At 62.5% G+C, this 14,418-nt stretch carries 14 protein-coding genes; 4 read left to right on the forward strand and 10 right to left on the reverse strand.

Features of this window, described 5'->3' with window-relative positions; translation table 11 throughout:
• Positions 1-4: 4 nt before the first annotated feature.
• The 7 genes from PSAKL28_RS06815 to minC all read right to left on the reverse strand — a co-directional run bounded on the left by PSAKL28_RS06815 (position 5) and on the right by minC (position 6,571).
• Complete coding sequence (locus PSAKL28_RS06815) at positions 5-2,137, reverse strand: mechanosensitive ion channel family protein (RefSeq protein ID WP_038608225.1); 2,133 nt, start codon at positions 2,135-2,137, stop codon at positions 5-7.
• Between the two features lie 48 nt (positions 2,138-2,185).
• Positions 2,186-2,350 carry a hypothetical protein gene (locus tag PSAKL28_RS27830; protein ID WP_167335113.1) on the reverse strand — a complete coding sequence of 55 codons (165 nt, stop codon included), beginning with the start codon at positions 2,348-2,350 and terminating at the stop codon, positions 2,186-2,188.
• Between the two features lie 102 nt (positions 2,351-2,452).
• Positions 2,453-3,742, reverse strand: a complete 1,290-nt coding sequence (locus PSAKL28_RS06820; protein ID WP_038608226.1) for a M18 family aminopeptidase — start codon at positions 3,740-3,742, stop codon at positions 2,453-2,455.
• A gap of 137 nt (positions 3,743-3,879) precedes the next feature.
• Positions 3,880-4,515: an RluA family pseudouridine synthase gene (locus PSAKL28_RS06825; protein ID WP_038608228.1), complete on the reverse strand. Its 636-nt coding sequence runs from the start codon at positions 4,513-4,515 to the stop codon at positions 3,880-3,882.
• 129 nt (positions 4,516-4,644) lie between these two features.
• On the reverse strand, positions 4,645-4,899 hold the full coding sequence (gene minE, locus PSAKL28_RS06830; protein WP_010224188.1) for a cell division topological specificity factor MinE: 255 nt from the start codon (positions 4,897-4,899) through the stop codon (positions 4,645-4,647).
• Between the two features lie 3 nt (positions 4,900-4,902).
• The gene (minD, locus tag PSAKL28_RS06835; RefSeq protein ID WP_038608231.1) at positions 4,903-5,715 is read right to left on the reverse strand and encodes a septum site-determining protein MinD; all 813 of its coding nucleotides are present in this window, start codon (positions 5,713-5,715) and stop codon (positions 4,903-4,905) included.
• 97 nt (positions 5,716-5,812) lie between these two features.
• Positions 5,813-6,571, reverse strand: coding sequence for a septum site-determining protein MinC (gene minC, locus PSAKL28_RS06840; RefSeq protein ID WP_038608233.1), 759 nt, complete (start codon positions 6,569-6,571; stop codon positions 5,813-5,815).
• Between the two features lie 111 nt (positions 6,572-6,682).
• Between minC and PSAKL28_RS06845 the strand changes: the two genes are divergently transcribed.
• Together PSAKL28_RS06845 and PSAKL28_RS06850 are read left to right on the forward strand one after the other, a co-directional pair.
• Complete coding sequence (locus PSAKL28_RS06845; RefSeq protein WP_038608235.1) at positions 6,683-7,615, forward strand: lipid A biosynthesis lauroyl acyltransferase; 933 nt, start codon at positions 6,683-6,685, stop codon at positions 7,613-7,615.
• Between the two features lie 99 nt (positions 7,616-7,714).
• Complete coding sequence (locus tag PSAKL28_RS06850) at positions 7,715-8,860, forward strand: patatin-like phospholipase family protein (protein ID WP_038608237.1); 1,146 nt, start codon at positions 7,715-7,717, stop codon at positions 8,858-8,860.
• A gap of 96 nt (positions 8,861-8,956) precedes the next feature.
• On the opposite strand, the gene PSAKL28_RS06855 is transcribed toward PSAKL28_RS06850, so the two are convergent.
• Together PSAKL28_RS06855 and mlaY are read right to left on the reverse strand one after the other, a co-directional pair.
• The gene (locus PSAKL28_RS06855) at positions 8,957-9,742 is read right to left on the reverse strand and encodes an MlaA family lipoprotein (RefSeq protein WP_038608239.1); all 786 of its coding nucleotides are present in this window, start codon (positions 9,740-9,742) and stop codon (positions 8,957-8,959) included.
• Entirely contained in the window at positions 9,735-11,033 is a 1,299-nt protein-coding gene (mlaY, locus tag PSAKL28_RS06860; RefSeq protein WP_038608241.1) for a lipid asymmetry maintenance lipase MlaY, read from the reverse strand. The genes PSAKL28_RS06855 and mlaY overlap by 8 nt, the downstream gene beginning before the upstream one ends.
• A 240-nt stretch (positions 11,034-11,273) precedes the next feature.
• On the opposite strand from mlaY, the gene PSAKL28_RS06865 reads away from it, so the two are divergent.
• Entirely contained in the window at positions 11,274-11,636 is a 363-nt protein-coding gene (locus PSAKL28_RS06865) for a hypothetical protein (RefSeq protein WP_038608243.1), read from the forward strand.
• Between the two features lie 59 nt (positions 11,637-11,695).
• Here PSAKL28_RS06865 and PSAKL28_RS06870 read toward each other — a convergent pair whose 3' ends face one another.
• Complete coding sequence (locus PSAKL28_RS06870) at positions 11,696-13,267, reverse strand: glycoside hydrolase family 17 protein (protein WP_038608245.1); 1,572 nt, start codon at positions 13,265-13,267, stop codon at positions 11,696-11,698.
• 224 nt (positions 13,268-13,491) lie between these two features.
• Between PSAKL28_RS06870 and PSAKL28_RS06875 the strand changes: the two genes are divergently transcribed.
• Entirely contained in the window at positions 13,492-14,340 is an 849-nt protein-coding gene (locus PSAKL28_RS06875; RefSeq protein ID WP_038608247.1) for a glycine betaine ABC transporter substrate-binding protein, read from the forward strand.
• The last annotated feature ends 78 nt before the right edge of the window (positions 14,341-14,418 follow it).

A 14,418-nucleotide genomic window follows, 5' to 3' on the forward strand; every position in this document is an offset into this window, starting at 1 on the left:
GGCCCTAATCAGCGCTCGCCCCGCCAGCCGTGATCACCTGCACCGACAACCGCGGCGTCGCCAGGTCCAGCCCGGCTTCATCGAGCTGACGCTTGAGCGCCAGGTTGAAGGCCCGCGACACTTCCCACTGCTTGATCGGCGCGGTCTTGAAGCGTGCGCGCAGGATCGCCGAGCCCGATTCGAAACTCTCCACCCCTTGCAGCTCCAGTGGCGACCAGATGTTGCGGCGCATCAACGGGTCGTTGCGCATCTTCTGGCCGACATCGCGAATCAGGCTGATGGCCTGGTCGATGTTCATGCTGTGCGGAATCGCCACGCGGAAAATCGCGTAGCCGAACTCGCGGGAGTAGTTCTTGATGCTCTTGATTTCACTGAACGGGATGGTGTGGACGATGCCGTCGATATCGCGCAGGCGTACGGTGCGGATGGTCAGGCCTTCGACCGTGCCGAGGTGACCGCCGACATCGACATAGTCGTCAATCGCCAGCGAGTCTTCGATGATGAACAGGCCGGTAATCAGGTCGGCGACCAGTGACTGGGCACCGAAGCCGATGGCCAGGCCGATCACCCCGGCACCGGCCAGCAACGGGGTGACGTTCATGCCCATATTGGCCAGGGCGACGATCACCGCAATGATGAAAATCGCTACGAACAGCACGTTGCGGATCAGCGGCATCATGGTTTGCGCGCGGGTGTTGGCCAGGCCTTTGCGCGAGCGGGTCAAGGCATGGTGCACGGCAGTGTCGGCGAGGATCCACACCAGCCAGGCGGCGATCAGGGTGCCGGCCAGGCCGAGAAGGCGCATCGCTACCTCATGGCCTTCGCCTTCGGTGAAGCCAATCAGGGAAAAGCCCCAGACCCGCAAGCCCAGCTCGATAAACACCAGCCAGATCGCCATGTGCACCAAGGTGTAGCCAAAGTTGCGCAGGCGTTCGTTATACACCGCCTGGCGGCGGTTGGCCCGTTGCGGTTTAAGCCCATGGCGACGCACCAGACCATTGATGACCATGCACAGAATCAGCAGCACCGTGCACATCAACGACTGACGCAGGGCGGTGCTGGTATCACCCGCGGAGATGAACGTGGCAAATAGCGAGATGCCAACCAGCACCAGCGCTGGCAAATACCAGAAGGTCCCGAGGATTTCGATGGTATCGCTAAGCGCCCGGCGGGTCAGGCGCCGAGACAGCGGCTGGTTGCGGATCAGATGAGCGATGGGACGGCGAAAGCGCAGGATGAACAGCGCAGTCGACAGTGCCGCCAGAATGTTGGCCAGGGTAGCCAGGGTGTGTGCCAGGTGATCGCCGAGGGAACCGGCCATACGCGGATCATTCATCGCCTCGCCAAAGGCGGCGAAGCTGCCGATCAGCCACAGCGGGCGAAAGGCCTGGTGGCGAAGGATGTGCAGGGCGCGATGGCGGTGCGGGCCGTCGAGCAGGGAAAAGGCGATGACGCAGATCGCCGAGAAGCAGGTACCCACCACCAGGGCATACGCCAGCACCATGGCCATCGACTTGCCCAGTGACGAGGGCAGGGCGAAGCTCAGGTACACGGTAATCAGCAGCGCCACCAGCCACGGGCCGAGCTTGCGCAAGGCAAAGCGCACCAGGTCCCAGGTGCGTGGGTGCTGCGGCAATTCTTCCGTCAGACCGAAGCGCAGCCGCAGCCGATGGCTGACCCAGTTCAGGGCATAGGCCAGCAGGCTCCAGAGCGCAATGATGGTGGCGAAGCCAAACAGGATGGGGGGCCATTCCTGGAGTGGAACCAGGCGAGCGTTGAATTCGATCTGGGCCAGTTCCAGCTCGCGGGTCCAGCGCGTGAGCGGGCTGGCGTCTCCACTGAACTGTTTTTCCAGCTCGGCGAACGTGCTGCCGATCAGGCCCAGTACGCCTTGCTCGGCAGCCGGTTGCGCCTGCTTGGTGCTGTCGCGCAGCTTCTTCAGGTCGGCCAGCAGCTTGCTGCGCTGCTGATCGTTTTCCAGGTTCTTGATGACTTCGTCCAGGGACTGGGCCAGCGGCTCGCTGGCCTCGGGCTGGGCTTTGCTACCGCCAAGCAGGCTCGGCAGGCCGGCAGCGTGGGCCGGGGCCAGGAAGAATAACGCCAGGAATACAGCTAGAACGCGGAAAAAAGCGGGCACCGGACAATCAACCTCAAAACGATCAATCGCCCGAGTGTAGTGTATTTGTCAGTTGAGTTTCTCGAGGATCTTCCAGCACATGATGCCGATCATGCCGAGGGTGCCGATCCACATCATGAACACACCGACATTGCGCTCACGCAGGGTGAAGCCCACGGTCAGCAGGATCAGGCCGGCAATTACCGGAAGGAACAGGGATTGGAAAGCAGACATGCGGCAAGGTCCTTGGATTCGAATTTATGCTGCAAGCATAGCGGGTATGGCTTTGAGGGAGTGTGATTGAGGTCAGTAGCGGGGCTTGCCCTGCGCTGCTTTTCAGGGCAGATCGCGACTGCGATAGAACGCCGTCAGCACCTTGACCAGATGCGCCAGGTCGTGGCTGCCGCACAGCTCGCGAATCGAGTGCATGGCGAAGGTCGGCAGGCCGATGTCCACGGTACGCACACCCAGGTGGCTGGCGGTGATCGGGCCGATGGTCGAGCCGCAACCCATGTCGCTGCGCACCACGAAGCTTTGCACCGGCACTTCCTCGGCCATGCACAGATGGCGGAAGAACCCGGCCGTCTCGCTGTTGGTGGCGTAGCGCTGGTTGTTGTTGACCTTGATCACCGGGCCGGCATTGAGCTTGGGACCATGGTTGCCGTCATGCTTGTCGGCATAGTTGGGGTGCACGCCATGGGCATTGTCCGCCGAGACCAGCAGCGAGCGCTGGATCACGCGGACGAAGTCGTCACCCTCGGGCATCAGGCGGCGCAGGGTCTGTTCGAGCATCGGGCCATCGGCGCCGCAGGCCGAGCACGAGCCGACTTCTTCGTGGTCGTTGCACACCAGTACGCAGGTTTCTTCGCTGTCGGCACTGAGTAAGGCCTGCAGGCCGGCGTAGCAGGACAGCAGATTGTCCAGGCGCGCACCGGCGATGAACTCACCGTTAAGGCCGATCAGCGCGGCGCTTTGGGTATCGTAGAAGCTCAGTTCGTAGTCCAGCACCACATCGGCGTTCAGGCCATGCTCGCGCGCCAGCTGGTCGGTGAGCAGGGCGCGGAAGTCGACACGCTCGTCACCGGCGACCTGGGCCAGGATCGGTGGCAGTTCGGTCTGCGGGTTGATCGTCCAGCCTTCGTTGGCGGTGCGATTGAGGTGGATCGCCAGGTTGGGGATGACCGCGATCGGCAGCTTGAAGTCGACCAGCTGGCTTTCGACCTTGCCGTCACGACGGAAGGTCACCCGTCCGGCCAGCGACAGGTCACGGTCGAACCACGGGGCGAGCAGGGCGCCGCCGTAGACTTCAACGCCCAGCTGCCAGAAGCCCTGGCGCTGCAGCTCCGGTTGCGGCTTGACCCGCAGGCACGGGCTGTCGGTATGCGCACCGACCAGGCGGATGCCGTCGAGCAGCGGCGAATGGCGGCCGAGCTTGAAGGCGATGATCGAGGAGTCGTTGCGGGTCAGGTAATAGCGACCGCCGGCCACGGTGGCCCAGCTGTCGCGCTCGTCCAGGCGCTGGTAACCGGCGGCTTCCAGGCGTTGGGCCAGGGCAGCGGTGGCGTGGAACGGCGTGGGGGAAGCCTTGAGAAAGTCGATCAGGCCTTGGTTCAGTGCATCGCGCATAGGTCACTCCAGACAGCAGTGGCGCGAGTTTAGCGTACTTGGCGGGGGATTTGTGGCGTGCCTATCGCGGGGCAAGCCCGCTCCCACAAGCTACTTTTGATCTCGGTGGGAGCGGGCTTGCCCCGCGATGCGGTGAATCAGAACGGCGCCGGACACTCAAAGCGCAGCCGCTCCCCGGACACCGGGTGAGTAAAGCTGAGCATGCTCGCATGCAGGCACAGGCGCTCATGGGCGGCGAGGGCTTCAGGGTAGGCATACAAACGATCACCCAGCAGTGGATGGCCGATCGACAGCATATGCACGCGCAACTGGTGCGAGCGCCCGGTAATCGGCGTCAGCTCCACCCGGCAGTGATCGCCACAGCGCTCCAGAATGCGCCAGAAGGTCAGCGCATGCTTGCCCTGCTCGTGGTCGACGACATGACGCGGCTTGGTCGGCGGATCGTAGCGCAGGGGCAGGTCGATGCTGCCGCTGTCGAGTTCCGGCTGGCCCCAGCACAGGGCGGTGTAGGCCTTCTCGGTTTCACGGTCATGGAACTGTCGGGACAGCTCGCGGTGACTGTCGGCATCGCGGGCCAGCAGGATAATCCCCGAGGTTTCCCAGTCCAGGCGATGGACGATCAGGGCGTCGGGATAGCCATTTTCCTGCAGGCGGGTAATCAGGCAATCCTTGTTGTCGTCGGCGCGCCCGGGCACAGACAGCAGCAGGGTCGGTTTGTTGATCACCAGGATCGCGTCATCCTCATAGAGGACGTGAACATTGGACAGCGGCATTGCGTGTTCTCTGCAAACGCCAACGGCGTGTGGGAGCGGGCTTGCCCCGCGATAGCGATCTGTCTGTCAAATCGCATCGCGGGGCAAGCCCGCTCCCACACGCCGTGGCAGGTTACCCGTAGGCGCCGATCAACGATCGGGCAGGGTGATGTTGAGTTCCAGGATCGAGCAGCTGCCCTGGTTTTCCAGAGCGACCTGCACATCATCGGAGCCGATGTTGACGTACTTGCGGATCACCTCCACCAGTTCCTTCTGCAGGGCTGGCAGGTAGTCCGGAGTACTGCGCTGACCGCGCTCGTGCGCCACGATGATCTGTAGACGCTCTTTCGCGACCGAGGCGGTGCTTACTTTTTTGCTGGCACGAAAGAAGTCAAAAAGGTTCATTGGTTAGTTGCCTCCAAACAGGCGCTCGAAGAATCCCTTCTTCTTCACATCAAGGAACCGATGTTCCACATTTTTGCCCAACAAGCGATCGACGGTGTCGCTGTAGGCCTGACCGGCATCGCTCTGGTCGTCGAGAATCACCGGTACGCCCTGGTTGGATGCCTTGAGCACCGCCTGGGATTCCGGGATCACGCCCAGCAGGGCGACCGAGAGGATTTCCTTGACGTCTTCGACGCCAAGCATTTCGCCCTGGCTCACGCGCTCTGGATGGTAGCGGGTGATCAGCAGGTGTTCTTTGATCGGGTCTTCGTTGCGTTCGGCGCGGCGCGATTTGCTCGCCAGCAGGCCGAGCATGCGGTCCGAGTCACGTACCGAGGAGACTTCCGGGTTGGTCACGACGATGGCCTCGTCGGCAAAGTACATCGCCAGGTGGGCACCTTTCTCGATACCGGCCGGGGAGTCGCAGACCACGTATTCGAAGTCTTCCTTGAGCTGCATCAGGACCTTTTCCACGCCTTCCTGGGTCAGCGCGTCCTTGTCACGGGTCTGGCTGGCGGCCAGCACGAAGAGGTTCTCAAGGCGTTTGTCCTTGATCAGCGCCTGCTGCAGGTTGGCTTCGCCGTTGACCACGTTGACGAAGTCGTACACCACGCGGCGTTCGCAGCCCATGATCAGGTCGAGGTTACGCAGGCCGACGTCGAAGTCGACGATGACCGTCTTGTGACCACGCAGTGCGAGGCCGGTACCAATAGCGGCGCTGGTGGTGGTCTTACCCACACCACCCTTGCCGGATGTAACCACGAGAATCTTGGCCAAGGTGTTTCACCCCTAATGAAAAAGGACGTTGAGTCCCAAAAAATACAAAAACGGCAACATCGAAATAAGTTGCGCAGAAAATGGCGGCAAGTATCCGTTAAAGACGGGTGATGTTCAACACGTCACCAGACAGGCTGATCTGCACGCCGGTGCCCCACAACGGATCACGGCGCAGGTCTTCGGAGACCTTGTACTGGCCGGCGATCGAGACCATTTCGGCAGTCAGCTGCTGGCAGAAAATGCGTGCCCGGGTATTGCCCTTGATTCCGGCCAGCGCCCGCCCACGCATGGCACCGTACACATGGATGTTGCCATCGGCGAGAAGTTCCGCGCCCGGACTGACCGACGACACCACGACCAGATCGCCACCCTGGGCGTAGATCTGCTGGCCACCGCGTACTGGCGTAGTGATGATCCTGGTCGGTTTGATCGCCGGTTCCGGCGGCGGAACCGGGGCCGGTGGCGGCTCTGGCTTCTTCACCTCAGGCTCGGGTTCGACCGGCCGCTCGCGCGCGCCGGACGGTGGCAGCACCGGCAGGTCGATGGCGATGGCCGCGGCAATGTCTTCGATGCGGCTGGCACGAATGGCCAGGGTGCGCAGGCCATGATGGCGGCAGACGCGCATCAGCCCGGGCAGATCGATCGGACCTTCACCCGCCGGCAGCTTGTCCAGGGCCAGCACCAGCGGCGTGTTGCTGAAAAAATTCGGTGCCTGGGCAACCTTGGCCGCCAACTGCCGGTCGAGGCCTTCGAGGTTGTTCCGGGCGAGCTCGAGCACGGTGATGGCGAGCATGCTGCCCTTGAGCTGGAACACAGGGTCTTGGTCTGGCGTTTGGGTTTGGCTCATGGTCTGCATAGGGCGGCTTGTTACGAAAAAGTGCCCAGACTTATAACGAGAACGCCGGTTAGCCGCAACCCGTGCCGAACCGTTGTAGAATGCCCGGCCATTGTCTTTCCGGAATCTTTAATGGATCGCCCGCGTTTTCGTCGTTACTTTCTGCACCCGCGCTTCTGGCCGCTGTGGCTGGGCCTGGGGCTGTTGTGGCTGATCGTGCAGCTGCCATACCGGGTATTGCTGGTGATCGGCCGTGTGCTGGGGGCCTTGATGTACCGGGTAGCCGGTGAGCGCCGCTATATTGCGGCGCGCAACCTGGAACTGTGCTTTCCGGAGCTACCGTCCGTCGAACGGAAGCGCCTGCTCAAGGAAAACTTCGCCTCCACTGGCATCGCCTTCTTCGAAATGGCCATGAGCTGGTGGTGGCCAAAGGCCCGTTTGGCGCGCCTGGCGCACATCGAAGGCCTGGAACACCTGCAGGCCGCTCAGCGTGATGGCCAGGGGGCCATCCTGATGGCATTGCACTTCACTACCCTGGAAGTTGGTGCGGCCCTGCTCGGTCAGGAGCACACCATCGACGGCATGTACCGTGAGCATGGCAACCCGGTGTTCGACTACATTCAGCGCCGTGGCCGCGAGCGGCACAACCTTGACTCGCTGGCCATCGAGCGTGAGGACGTGCGCGGCATGCTCAAGCTGCTGCGCGCCGGGCGTGCGATCTGGTACGCACCGGATCAGGACTACGGCGCCAAGCAGAGCCTGTTCGTGCCGCTGTTCGGCATCCAGGCCGCGACAGTCACCGCCACCACCAAGTTTGCCCGACTGGGCAAGGCGCGGGTGATTCCCTTTACCCAGCAGCGCCTGGCGGACGGCAGCGGCTATCGGCTGGTGATTCATCCGCCGCTGGAGGATTTCCCGGGCGAGACCGAAGAAGCCGATTGCCTGCGTATCAACCAATGGATTGAAGTGGCATTGCGCGAGTGCCCGGAGCAGTATCTTTGGGCGCATCGGCGCTTCAAGTCGCGTCCGCCGGGGGCGCCGAAGCTCTACAAAAAACGGCGTTGAGGCGATCGCGGGGCAAGCCCGCTCCCACAGAGCCATGCAACCTCTGTGGGAGCGGGCTTGCCCCGCGATGAATTCACCACATTCTCCCAGGAAGGCAGTATGTCAGCACCGATCACAGGATTGATCCTCTCCGGCGGTGGCGCCCGCGCCGCCTACCAGGTCGGTGTGCTGGCCGGGATTGCCGACCTGCTGCCGCCTGGCGCGGCCAATCCGTTTCCGGTGATCGTCGGTACCTCTGCGGGTGCCATCAACGCCGTGACCCTGGCCTGCGGCGCGACGCACTTTGCCGATGCGATCCGGCGCCTGACCAGCTTCTGGCAGGGCTTTCGCAGCCATCAGGTACTGCGCAGCGACTGGCCGGGGGTGATTCGCCAGGCCAGCCGCTTCGTCGGCCACAGTTTGCTCGGTCTTGGATCACCGGTACCGGTGGCCTTGCTCGACAGCTCGCCGCTGCGTCATCTGCTTAACCAGAACCTGGACATGAGCGGCATCGGCCATGCCCTCGAACAGCAGCACCTGCATGCCGTGGCGGTGACCGCTTTCGGCTATGAGTCCGGCCAGGCGGTAACCTTCTATCAAGGCCGCGGCGCCATTGATCCCTGGTTGCGCCACCGGCGCATCGGTCTGCCCACCCGTTTGAGTGTCGAGCACTTGCTGGCCAGCTCAGCCATTCCGCTGCTGTTCGCGCCGGTCAAGCTGGGCGAGGAGTACTTCGGTGACGGCGCGGTGCGCCAGTCGGCACCGATCAGCCCGGCGCTGCACCTGGGGGCCAGCCGGGTGCTGGTGGTCGGTGTCAGTGGTAACCCGCAGCGTCCGGTCGAGGGCGAGCTGCGTCCGCGGATTTTCAGCGGCCAGCAGCCGAGCCTGGCACAGATCGGTGGGCATATGCTCAACAGCACCTTCATCGACAGCCTGGAAGACGACATCGAGTTGCTGCAGCGCCTCAACCATCTCAGCCACCTGATGCCCGAGCATCTGGAGCGCCGGCGCCTGGGCCTGGCACCGGTAGACGTGCTGGTGGTTGCGCCAAGCCAGCCACTGGATGAAATCGCCGCCCGCCATCGGCGTGAGCTGCCCGCGGCTTTGCGCCTGTTCCTGCGCGGCCCGGGCGCGACCAAAACCAGCGGCGCCGGGGTGCTCAGCTACCTGCTGTTCGAAGCCGGTTATTGCAGCGAGTTGATCGAGCTGGGCCGCCGCGACGCCCTGGCCAAGCGTCGGGAGTTGTGCAACTTCCTCGGCTTGTAGCCGGCGCGAGCAGGCCTGCTGTGGGAGCGGGCTTGCCCCGCGATAGCGATGTAGCTGACAAATCGCTATCGCGGGGCAAGCCCGCTCCTACCGTGATCACTCGGCGATCTGCAGCTTGCGCGCTTCGGTGTAGACGTAGCGGACCTTCTCGTATTCGAACGGTGAGTTCAGCTGACCGTAGCGGAAACGGGTGGTGTAACGCTTGTCGACCGCCCGCAGCACTACCACTTCCGGATGATTGCTGCTGACTTCGGCAACGTTGAGGAAGTTGATCTGGCTCTCGGCGGCGAAGTCCACCGCCAGTCCACCGGTATCGCGCAGGTTCGACGGGCCGAGAATCGGCAGCATCAGGTACGGGCCGTCCGGCACGCCATAGAAACCCAGGGTCTGGCCGAAGTCCTCGCTCTGGTACGGCAGGCCCATCTTGCTTGCCGGGTCCCACAGGCCGGCGACGCCAATGGTGGTGTTGAGCAACAGGCGCGCGGTGATTTCCATCGAACGCTTGCCCTTGAGCTGCAGCAGGCTGTTGAGCAGGTTGGGGACATCGCCCAGGTTGCTGAAGAAGTTGCTCACGCCGCTACGGACAAAACCCGGGGTGATATAGCGGTAGCCATCGACCACCGGCAGGAATACCCATTGGTCAAAGCGGTAGTTGAAGTGGTAGATCCGCCGGTTCATCGACTCCAGCGGGTCATAGACATTCAGTGCGGCGAGCGTCGAACGCTCGAACTCACGCTGGTCCAGGCCCGGATTGAATTTGAGTTCTTTGAGTGGCTGGGTGAAGCCATCGGCTTCGACAACACTGGCACGCGGAGCGGGTTCTTCGGCCTGGGCCAGTCCACTGGCAAGGAGTGCAGTCGCAATCAGTAGGCGTTTAACCACGGAAAAACTCCAGCATGGCGTCGCTGTTGACGCGGTAGTTGAGGTTGCCGCAATGGCCGCCGTGGGGGTAAAGGGTCAAGCGTTCGCCAAAGGTTTTGCGCAGAAAACCGATATCGCCGGGGCCGAGGATCACGTCGTCGGCGTTGTGCATCACGGCAACTTTCGGGCTCTGTTGCAGATAGTCCTTGAGGGCATACAGGCTGACCTGGTCAACCAGTTGCAGCAGGCTGCCACCGTCGGTACGGGCGCGCCACATGGGAATGACCTGCTCGGTAATGTAGCAATCGAAGTCGCACTGCAGCGCCCGTTTGAAAAACGGCGTGAGGCTGCTGCTTTCGGTGATCGGGTACTTGGGCGGGGTAATCAACCCACGGCGGTTGACCAGGTCGGAGGTGAACGCGATGTCGGCGGCCGAAAAGCGGAACGAGGTACCGATGACCATGGCCATCTGCTCGTTGGTCAGGTGCTGGCGCGACTGCTGGAAGTCATAGAGCAGGGCATCGTTGAGGTCGATGTAGCCTTTTTGCTGGAAGTAGCGGGTCAGCTTGTTCAGGACCAGCTCGTAGAACGTGGTGCTGCTGTTGACGCCCTTGACCTCGGTTTGCACCAGTTTGTCGAGGTTGGTGATCGAGGTGTAGAGATTGACCGGCGGGTTGAGCAGCAGTACACGCTTGAAGTTGAAGCTGCGCCGGGTTTCGTCCAGATGGCTGACGAACGCCGCATCTAGGGCGCCGAGGCTATAGCCGCTGAGGTAATACTCGGTAACCGGCAGGCGTGGATGTTGCGCACGCACGCCCTGCATGACCCGGTACAGGTCTTCGGCGTCATCACTGGTGACGCCGGGGGTGGCGAAGCGTGAAGCCGAGGTGATGAAGTCGAAGCTGGTCGGCGAGGACAGTTGCACCACGTGGTAGCCGGCTTTGTAGAACAGCTTTTTGAGGTATTCGTTGATGCTGCTGGAGTAGGGCGCACCGGTACCGGCAATGAGAAAGATCAGCGGTGCCGGGTGGTCCTGCCTGGCGATACGGTACTTGAGCTGTTTTACCGCCCAGAAATTGTCGGGGAGCGTGAAAGCGCGCTCCGGGCGCATGTTCAGGCTGTAGTCGGACTGGGTGATGTCATCGTCGCTGGGCAACTCCGGGCGCAAGTCCGGCGGCGTGGTGGCGATGGTCGCCTCGAACGGGTTGGTCAGCGGGTAGCCGTAACTGGCGGCGTCGATATCTTGCGCCGAAGCGGACGCACTCAGGATTAGGCCGCCCAAGAGGGCGGTGAGGCGTATTGATCGAAGCATGACGGATCCCCAAAAGCTGCAGCAAAGTGCGTTACGCAGGCTAGGACCATCGTGTCCCCGGCAAAGTTGCCTGGCGCTCCGGCATTTATCGTTCCTGATGTTGCCGTTTTCACCGGTGGCGCGGCAACAATTGGTTCCATTTATCTTCTGTTCAAAGTAGTCGAGGCTGGCGCTTTTGCCTTGCATAGACAGCCCGGAGCTTTATGCTGGGCGCCGATTTCGATGATTCCGGAGCGTTCCATGTCCCGCCGTTTGCCGCTGATCACCTTGTTGCTGTTTCTGCCCCTGTGGCTGGCGGCCAGTTACGGGGTGCGTTATGTCCTGATGGAAGACGCACAGTGGGTGGGTGTCTGCGCCGAACAGGCGCAAGTGTGGCAATGCCAGGCGCGTTCGGTACTGGGTTTGATGATCCACTTCAGGGTTATTGCCTGGACCGCGCTGGGCCTGGCATTGCTGGCCCAGTTGCTGCCGGCGCGAGCGGGCTGGCGTCTGGCAGTGCTGGCGCTGGTGTTCGCGATTCCGGCGCTGGTGTTGTACAGCGCCAGTATCGCGGTATTTGCCGTGGTGCTGGCCGGGTTGCGTCTGGTGCGGCAGGCGCGCTGATTGCCGGTGGGAGCAACTACCTGTGGGAGCGGGCTTGCCCCGCGATTGCAGTGTGTCAGTCAAATCGCCTCGCGGGGCAAGCCCGCTCCCACCCTCAGGCTACGCCACAACGCCCCCACCATCAGCACACTGACCCCCGCCCAGACCAGCGCCTGCTGGTTGCTCAAGCCCTCGCGGAACAGCTGCGGTGCGATGCCGGCACCAACAATGAACGCCAGCAGGCCGATCTCGGCCCGCGGGCCGCGTACCGGGCGCAGCAGGTAGACCACCGCAGGCAGCAGCAGTGCGGCGCTCGGGAAGCTGCGATAACGCGGATCGAACACCAGCGCCAGCATGCTCACCGCGGCGGCAAAACCCGCCGCCAGCAACCACCAGCCAGCCCGCGCCTCAAGCCAGGCGAAGACCCGCTCGCGCCAGCCGTCACGTTGCGCCAGCGCCAGGGCACCGTGGGCCAGGACGATCAGGTTCAATCCGCCCAGCAGCACCGCCCAGATCCACTCACCGGCAAAGCGGCTGTTGATCCGCACCAGCTCGCCCCACAAGCCCAGGCTCGCGGCACCCAGGGCAGCCAGCAGCGGCAACAGCAAGGCAGACCGCGTACCGCGTACACGGCCGGCAAGCACCAGGGTGGCGACAAACAGCAGACCACAGGCAATCAACCATTGCGGCCAGAGCGCCAGGTTGCTGACTGGCCCTTCAAGAATGCCTTTGTCTTCACGGTCGGCGTCGTACAAGCCCCAGTAACCGCCGACCGCGCCTTCGCTGGCGCGCTTCCACGGCTGGTCGAATGCTTCGATCAGGTTGTAGTGCCAGCCGTGCTGTTCGGCCATGGCGACAAAGCCGCGAATGAAGCGTGCTTCATTGACCCGGCTGGGCAGGGCAGTTTCGCGCTGACGGCCTTCGCTGGGCCAGCCGGTTTCACCGATGACGATGTCCTTGGGCGCAAAGCGGTTGCCGAACACCTGACGGATCTCGCCGACATGCACCAGGGCGTCGTCGATACTCTTGGGATCATCTTCCCAGTAAGGCAGCAGGTGAATGGTCAGAAAATCCACGGTCGGGGCGATTTCCGGGTGCTGCAGCCAGAATTCCCAGACATCGGCATAGGTCACCGGCACGCTGACCTGGCTTTTTACCTGGTTGATCAACGCCGCCAGTTGCGGGCCGGTGACCTCTTTGCGCAGCAGGGTTTCGTTGCCGACGATTACCGCCTTGACCACGTCAGGGTTGGCATTGGCCGAGGCGATCAGGGCCTTGACCTCTTTTTGCGTGTCCACCGGGTTGGCGTTGATCCAGGCGCCGAGCATGACTTTCAAACCATGCTTGCGTGCAAGCTCCGGGATCATCTCCAGCCCGGTCATCGAATAGGTACGGATGCACTCGAAGCGCTGGGCCAGTAGGGCCAGGTCGGCGTCCATGCGCGCTGGGCGCAGCTGGAACGGCTGGTCGAACGGCGACTGGTCCTTGTCGAACGGCGTGTAGGAAGCGCACTGCAGTTTATGCGAGGCACTGGCCGCATCCGGCAGCACCACCGGCTTGCCCAGCCCATACCAGAGCCCTCCCAGCGCAAACAGGCCGAGCAGGCAGGCGAACAGATAGGGCAGCAGCGGGAAGCGGGCAGTCGGGGACATGGATCGGACCGTCAGGGAGCAAAGCCGCCAATAGTACCTGCAAATGGCACGGGCTAAAGCCTCGGCAGGCAAAGTTACCCGGGTTGGATGTTGCTTCATGTAACTGCACAGCTAGCTGGCGATGTGATGTCGCTTGTCGATGCCTGGAGGTCGTTGCCAGAGCAGGTCAGCGGGCATCAGCGGTTGATGATGCAGGTTCCGTGACGTGACGAGGGGAAGCTTTGATGAAAATGCGACGACTCCTGGGGGTGGGCACCGCCCTGGCAATGGCTATCGGCGCTGCGCAGGCGATGGCCAAGGAAGTAAGCATCGGCTACGTCGATGGTTGGTCCGACAGTGTGGCGACCACCAACGTGGCGGCCGAAGTGATCAGGCAGAAGCTCGGCTACGACGTCAAACTGCAGGCCGTGGCCACCGGGATCATGTGGCAGGGGGTGGCGACCGGCAAGCTCGACGCGATGATGTCGGCCTGGTTGCCGGTAACCCATGGCGATTACTGGAACAAGAACAAAGATAACGTCGTCGATTACGGCCCTAACTTCAAGGATGCCAAGATCGGCCTGATCGTCCCCGACTACGTCAAGGCCAACTCCCTGGCCGACCTCAAGAGCGACGACAGCTTCAAGCACAAGATTGTCGGCATCGACGCCGGCTCCGGGGTCATGCTCAAGACCGATCAGGCCATCAAGGACTACGACCTCAGCGGCTACAAACTCCAGGCCAGTTCCGGCGCGGCGATGACCGCCGAACTGGGCCGCGCCTATGCCAAGCAACAATCGATCGCCGTCACCGGCTGGGTGCCGCACTGGATGTTCGCCAAGTGGAAACTCAAGTTCCTTGAAGACCCCAAAGGCGTGTACGGCGCGGCAGAAACCGTCAACAGCATCGGCAGCAAGGAACTGGCAAGCAAGGCACCGGAAGTGGCGGACTTCCTGAAGAAGTTCCAATGGCAGTCCAAGGATGAAATCGGTGAGGTCATGTTGGCCATTCAAGAGGGCGCAAAACCCGAGGCCGCAGCCAAGGACTGGGTAGCCAAACACCCTGAGCGCGTCGCCGAGTGGACCACCAAATAATGGCCTAAGGCTTCTATCTGGCACCTTCCAGGGCCGCAGCACCAGAAACGGTGCTGCGGCCCTTGTCGTTTCTGGCTA

Origin of the sequence: Pseudomonas alkylphenolica, from assembly GCF_000746525.1 — a bacterium.
Taxonomy (GTDB): Bacteria; Pseudomonadota; Gammaproteobacteria; order Pseudomonadales; family Pseudomonadaceae; genus Aquipseudomonas; species Aquipseudomonas alkylphenolica.

Coding starts and splice junctions, on each gene's coding strand:
- PSAKL28_RS06865 (WP_038608243.1), top strand. CDS start 11,274: ATGTCCCGCCGTTTGCCGCTGATCACCTTGTTGCTGTTTCTGCCCCTG.
- mlaY (WP_038608241.1), bottom strand. CDS start 11,033: ATGCTTCGATCAATACGCCTCACCGCCCTCTTGGGCGGCCTAATCCTG.
- PSAKL28_RS27830 (WP_167335113.1), bottom strand. CDS start 2,350: ATGTCTGCTTTCCAATCCCTGTTCCTTCCGGTAATTGCCGGCCTGATC.
- minC (WP_038608233.1), bottom strand. CDS start 6,571: ATGCAGACCATGAGCCAAACCCAAACGCCAGACCAAGACCCTGTGTTC.
- PSAKL28_RS06875 (WP_038608247.1), top strand. CDS start 13,492: ATGAAAATGCGACGACTCCTGGGGGTGGGCACCGCCCTGGCAATGGCT.
- PSAKL28_RS06820 (WP_038608226.1), bottom strand. CDS start 3,742: ATGCGCGATGCACTGAACCAAGGCCTGATCGACTTTCTCAAGGCTTCC.
- PSAKL28_RS06825 (WP_038608228.1), bottom strand. CDS start 4,515: ATGCCGCTGTCCAATGTTCACGTCCTCTATGAGGATGACGCGATCCTG.
- PSAKL28_RS06845 (WP_038608235.1), top strand. CDS start 6,683: ATGGATCGCCCGCGTTTTCGTCGTTACTTTCTGCACCCGCGCTTCTGG.
- minE (WP_010224188.1), bottom strand. CDS start 4,899: ATGAACCTTTTTGACTTCTTTCGTGCCAGCAAAAAAGTAAGCACCGCC.
- PSAKL28_RS06870 (WP_038608245.1), bottom strand. CDS start 13,267: ATGTCCCCGACTGCCCGCTTCCCGCTGCTGCCCTATCTGTTCGCCTGC.
- PSAKL28_RS06850 (WP_038608237.1), top strand. CDS start 7,715: ATGTCAGCACCGATCACAGGATTGATCCTCTCCGGCGGTGGCGCCCGC.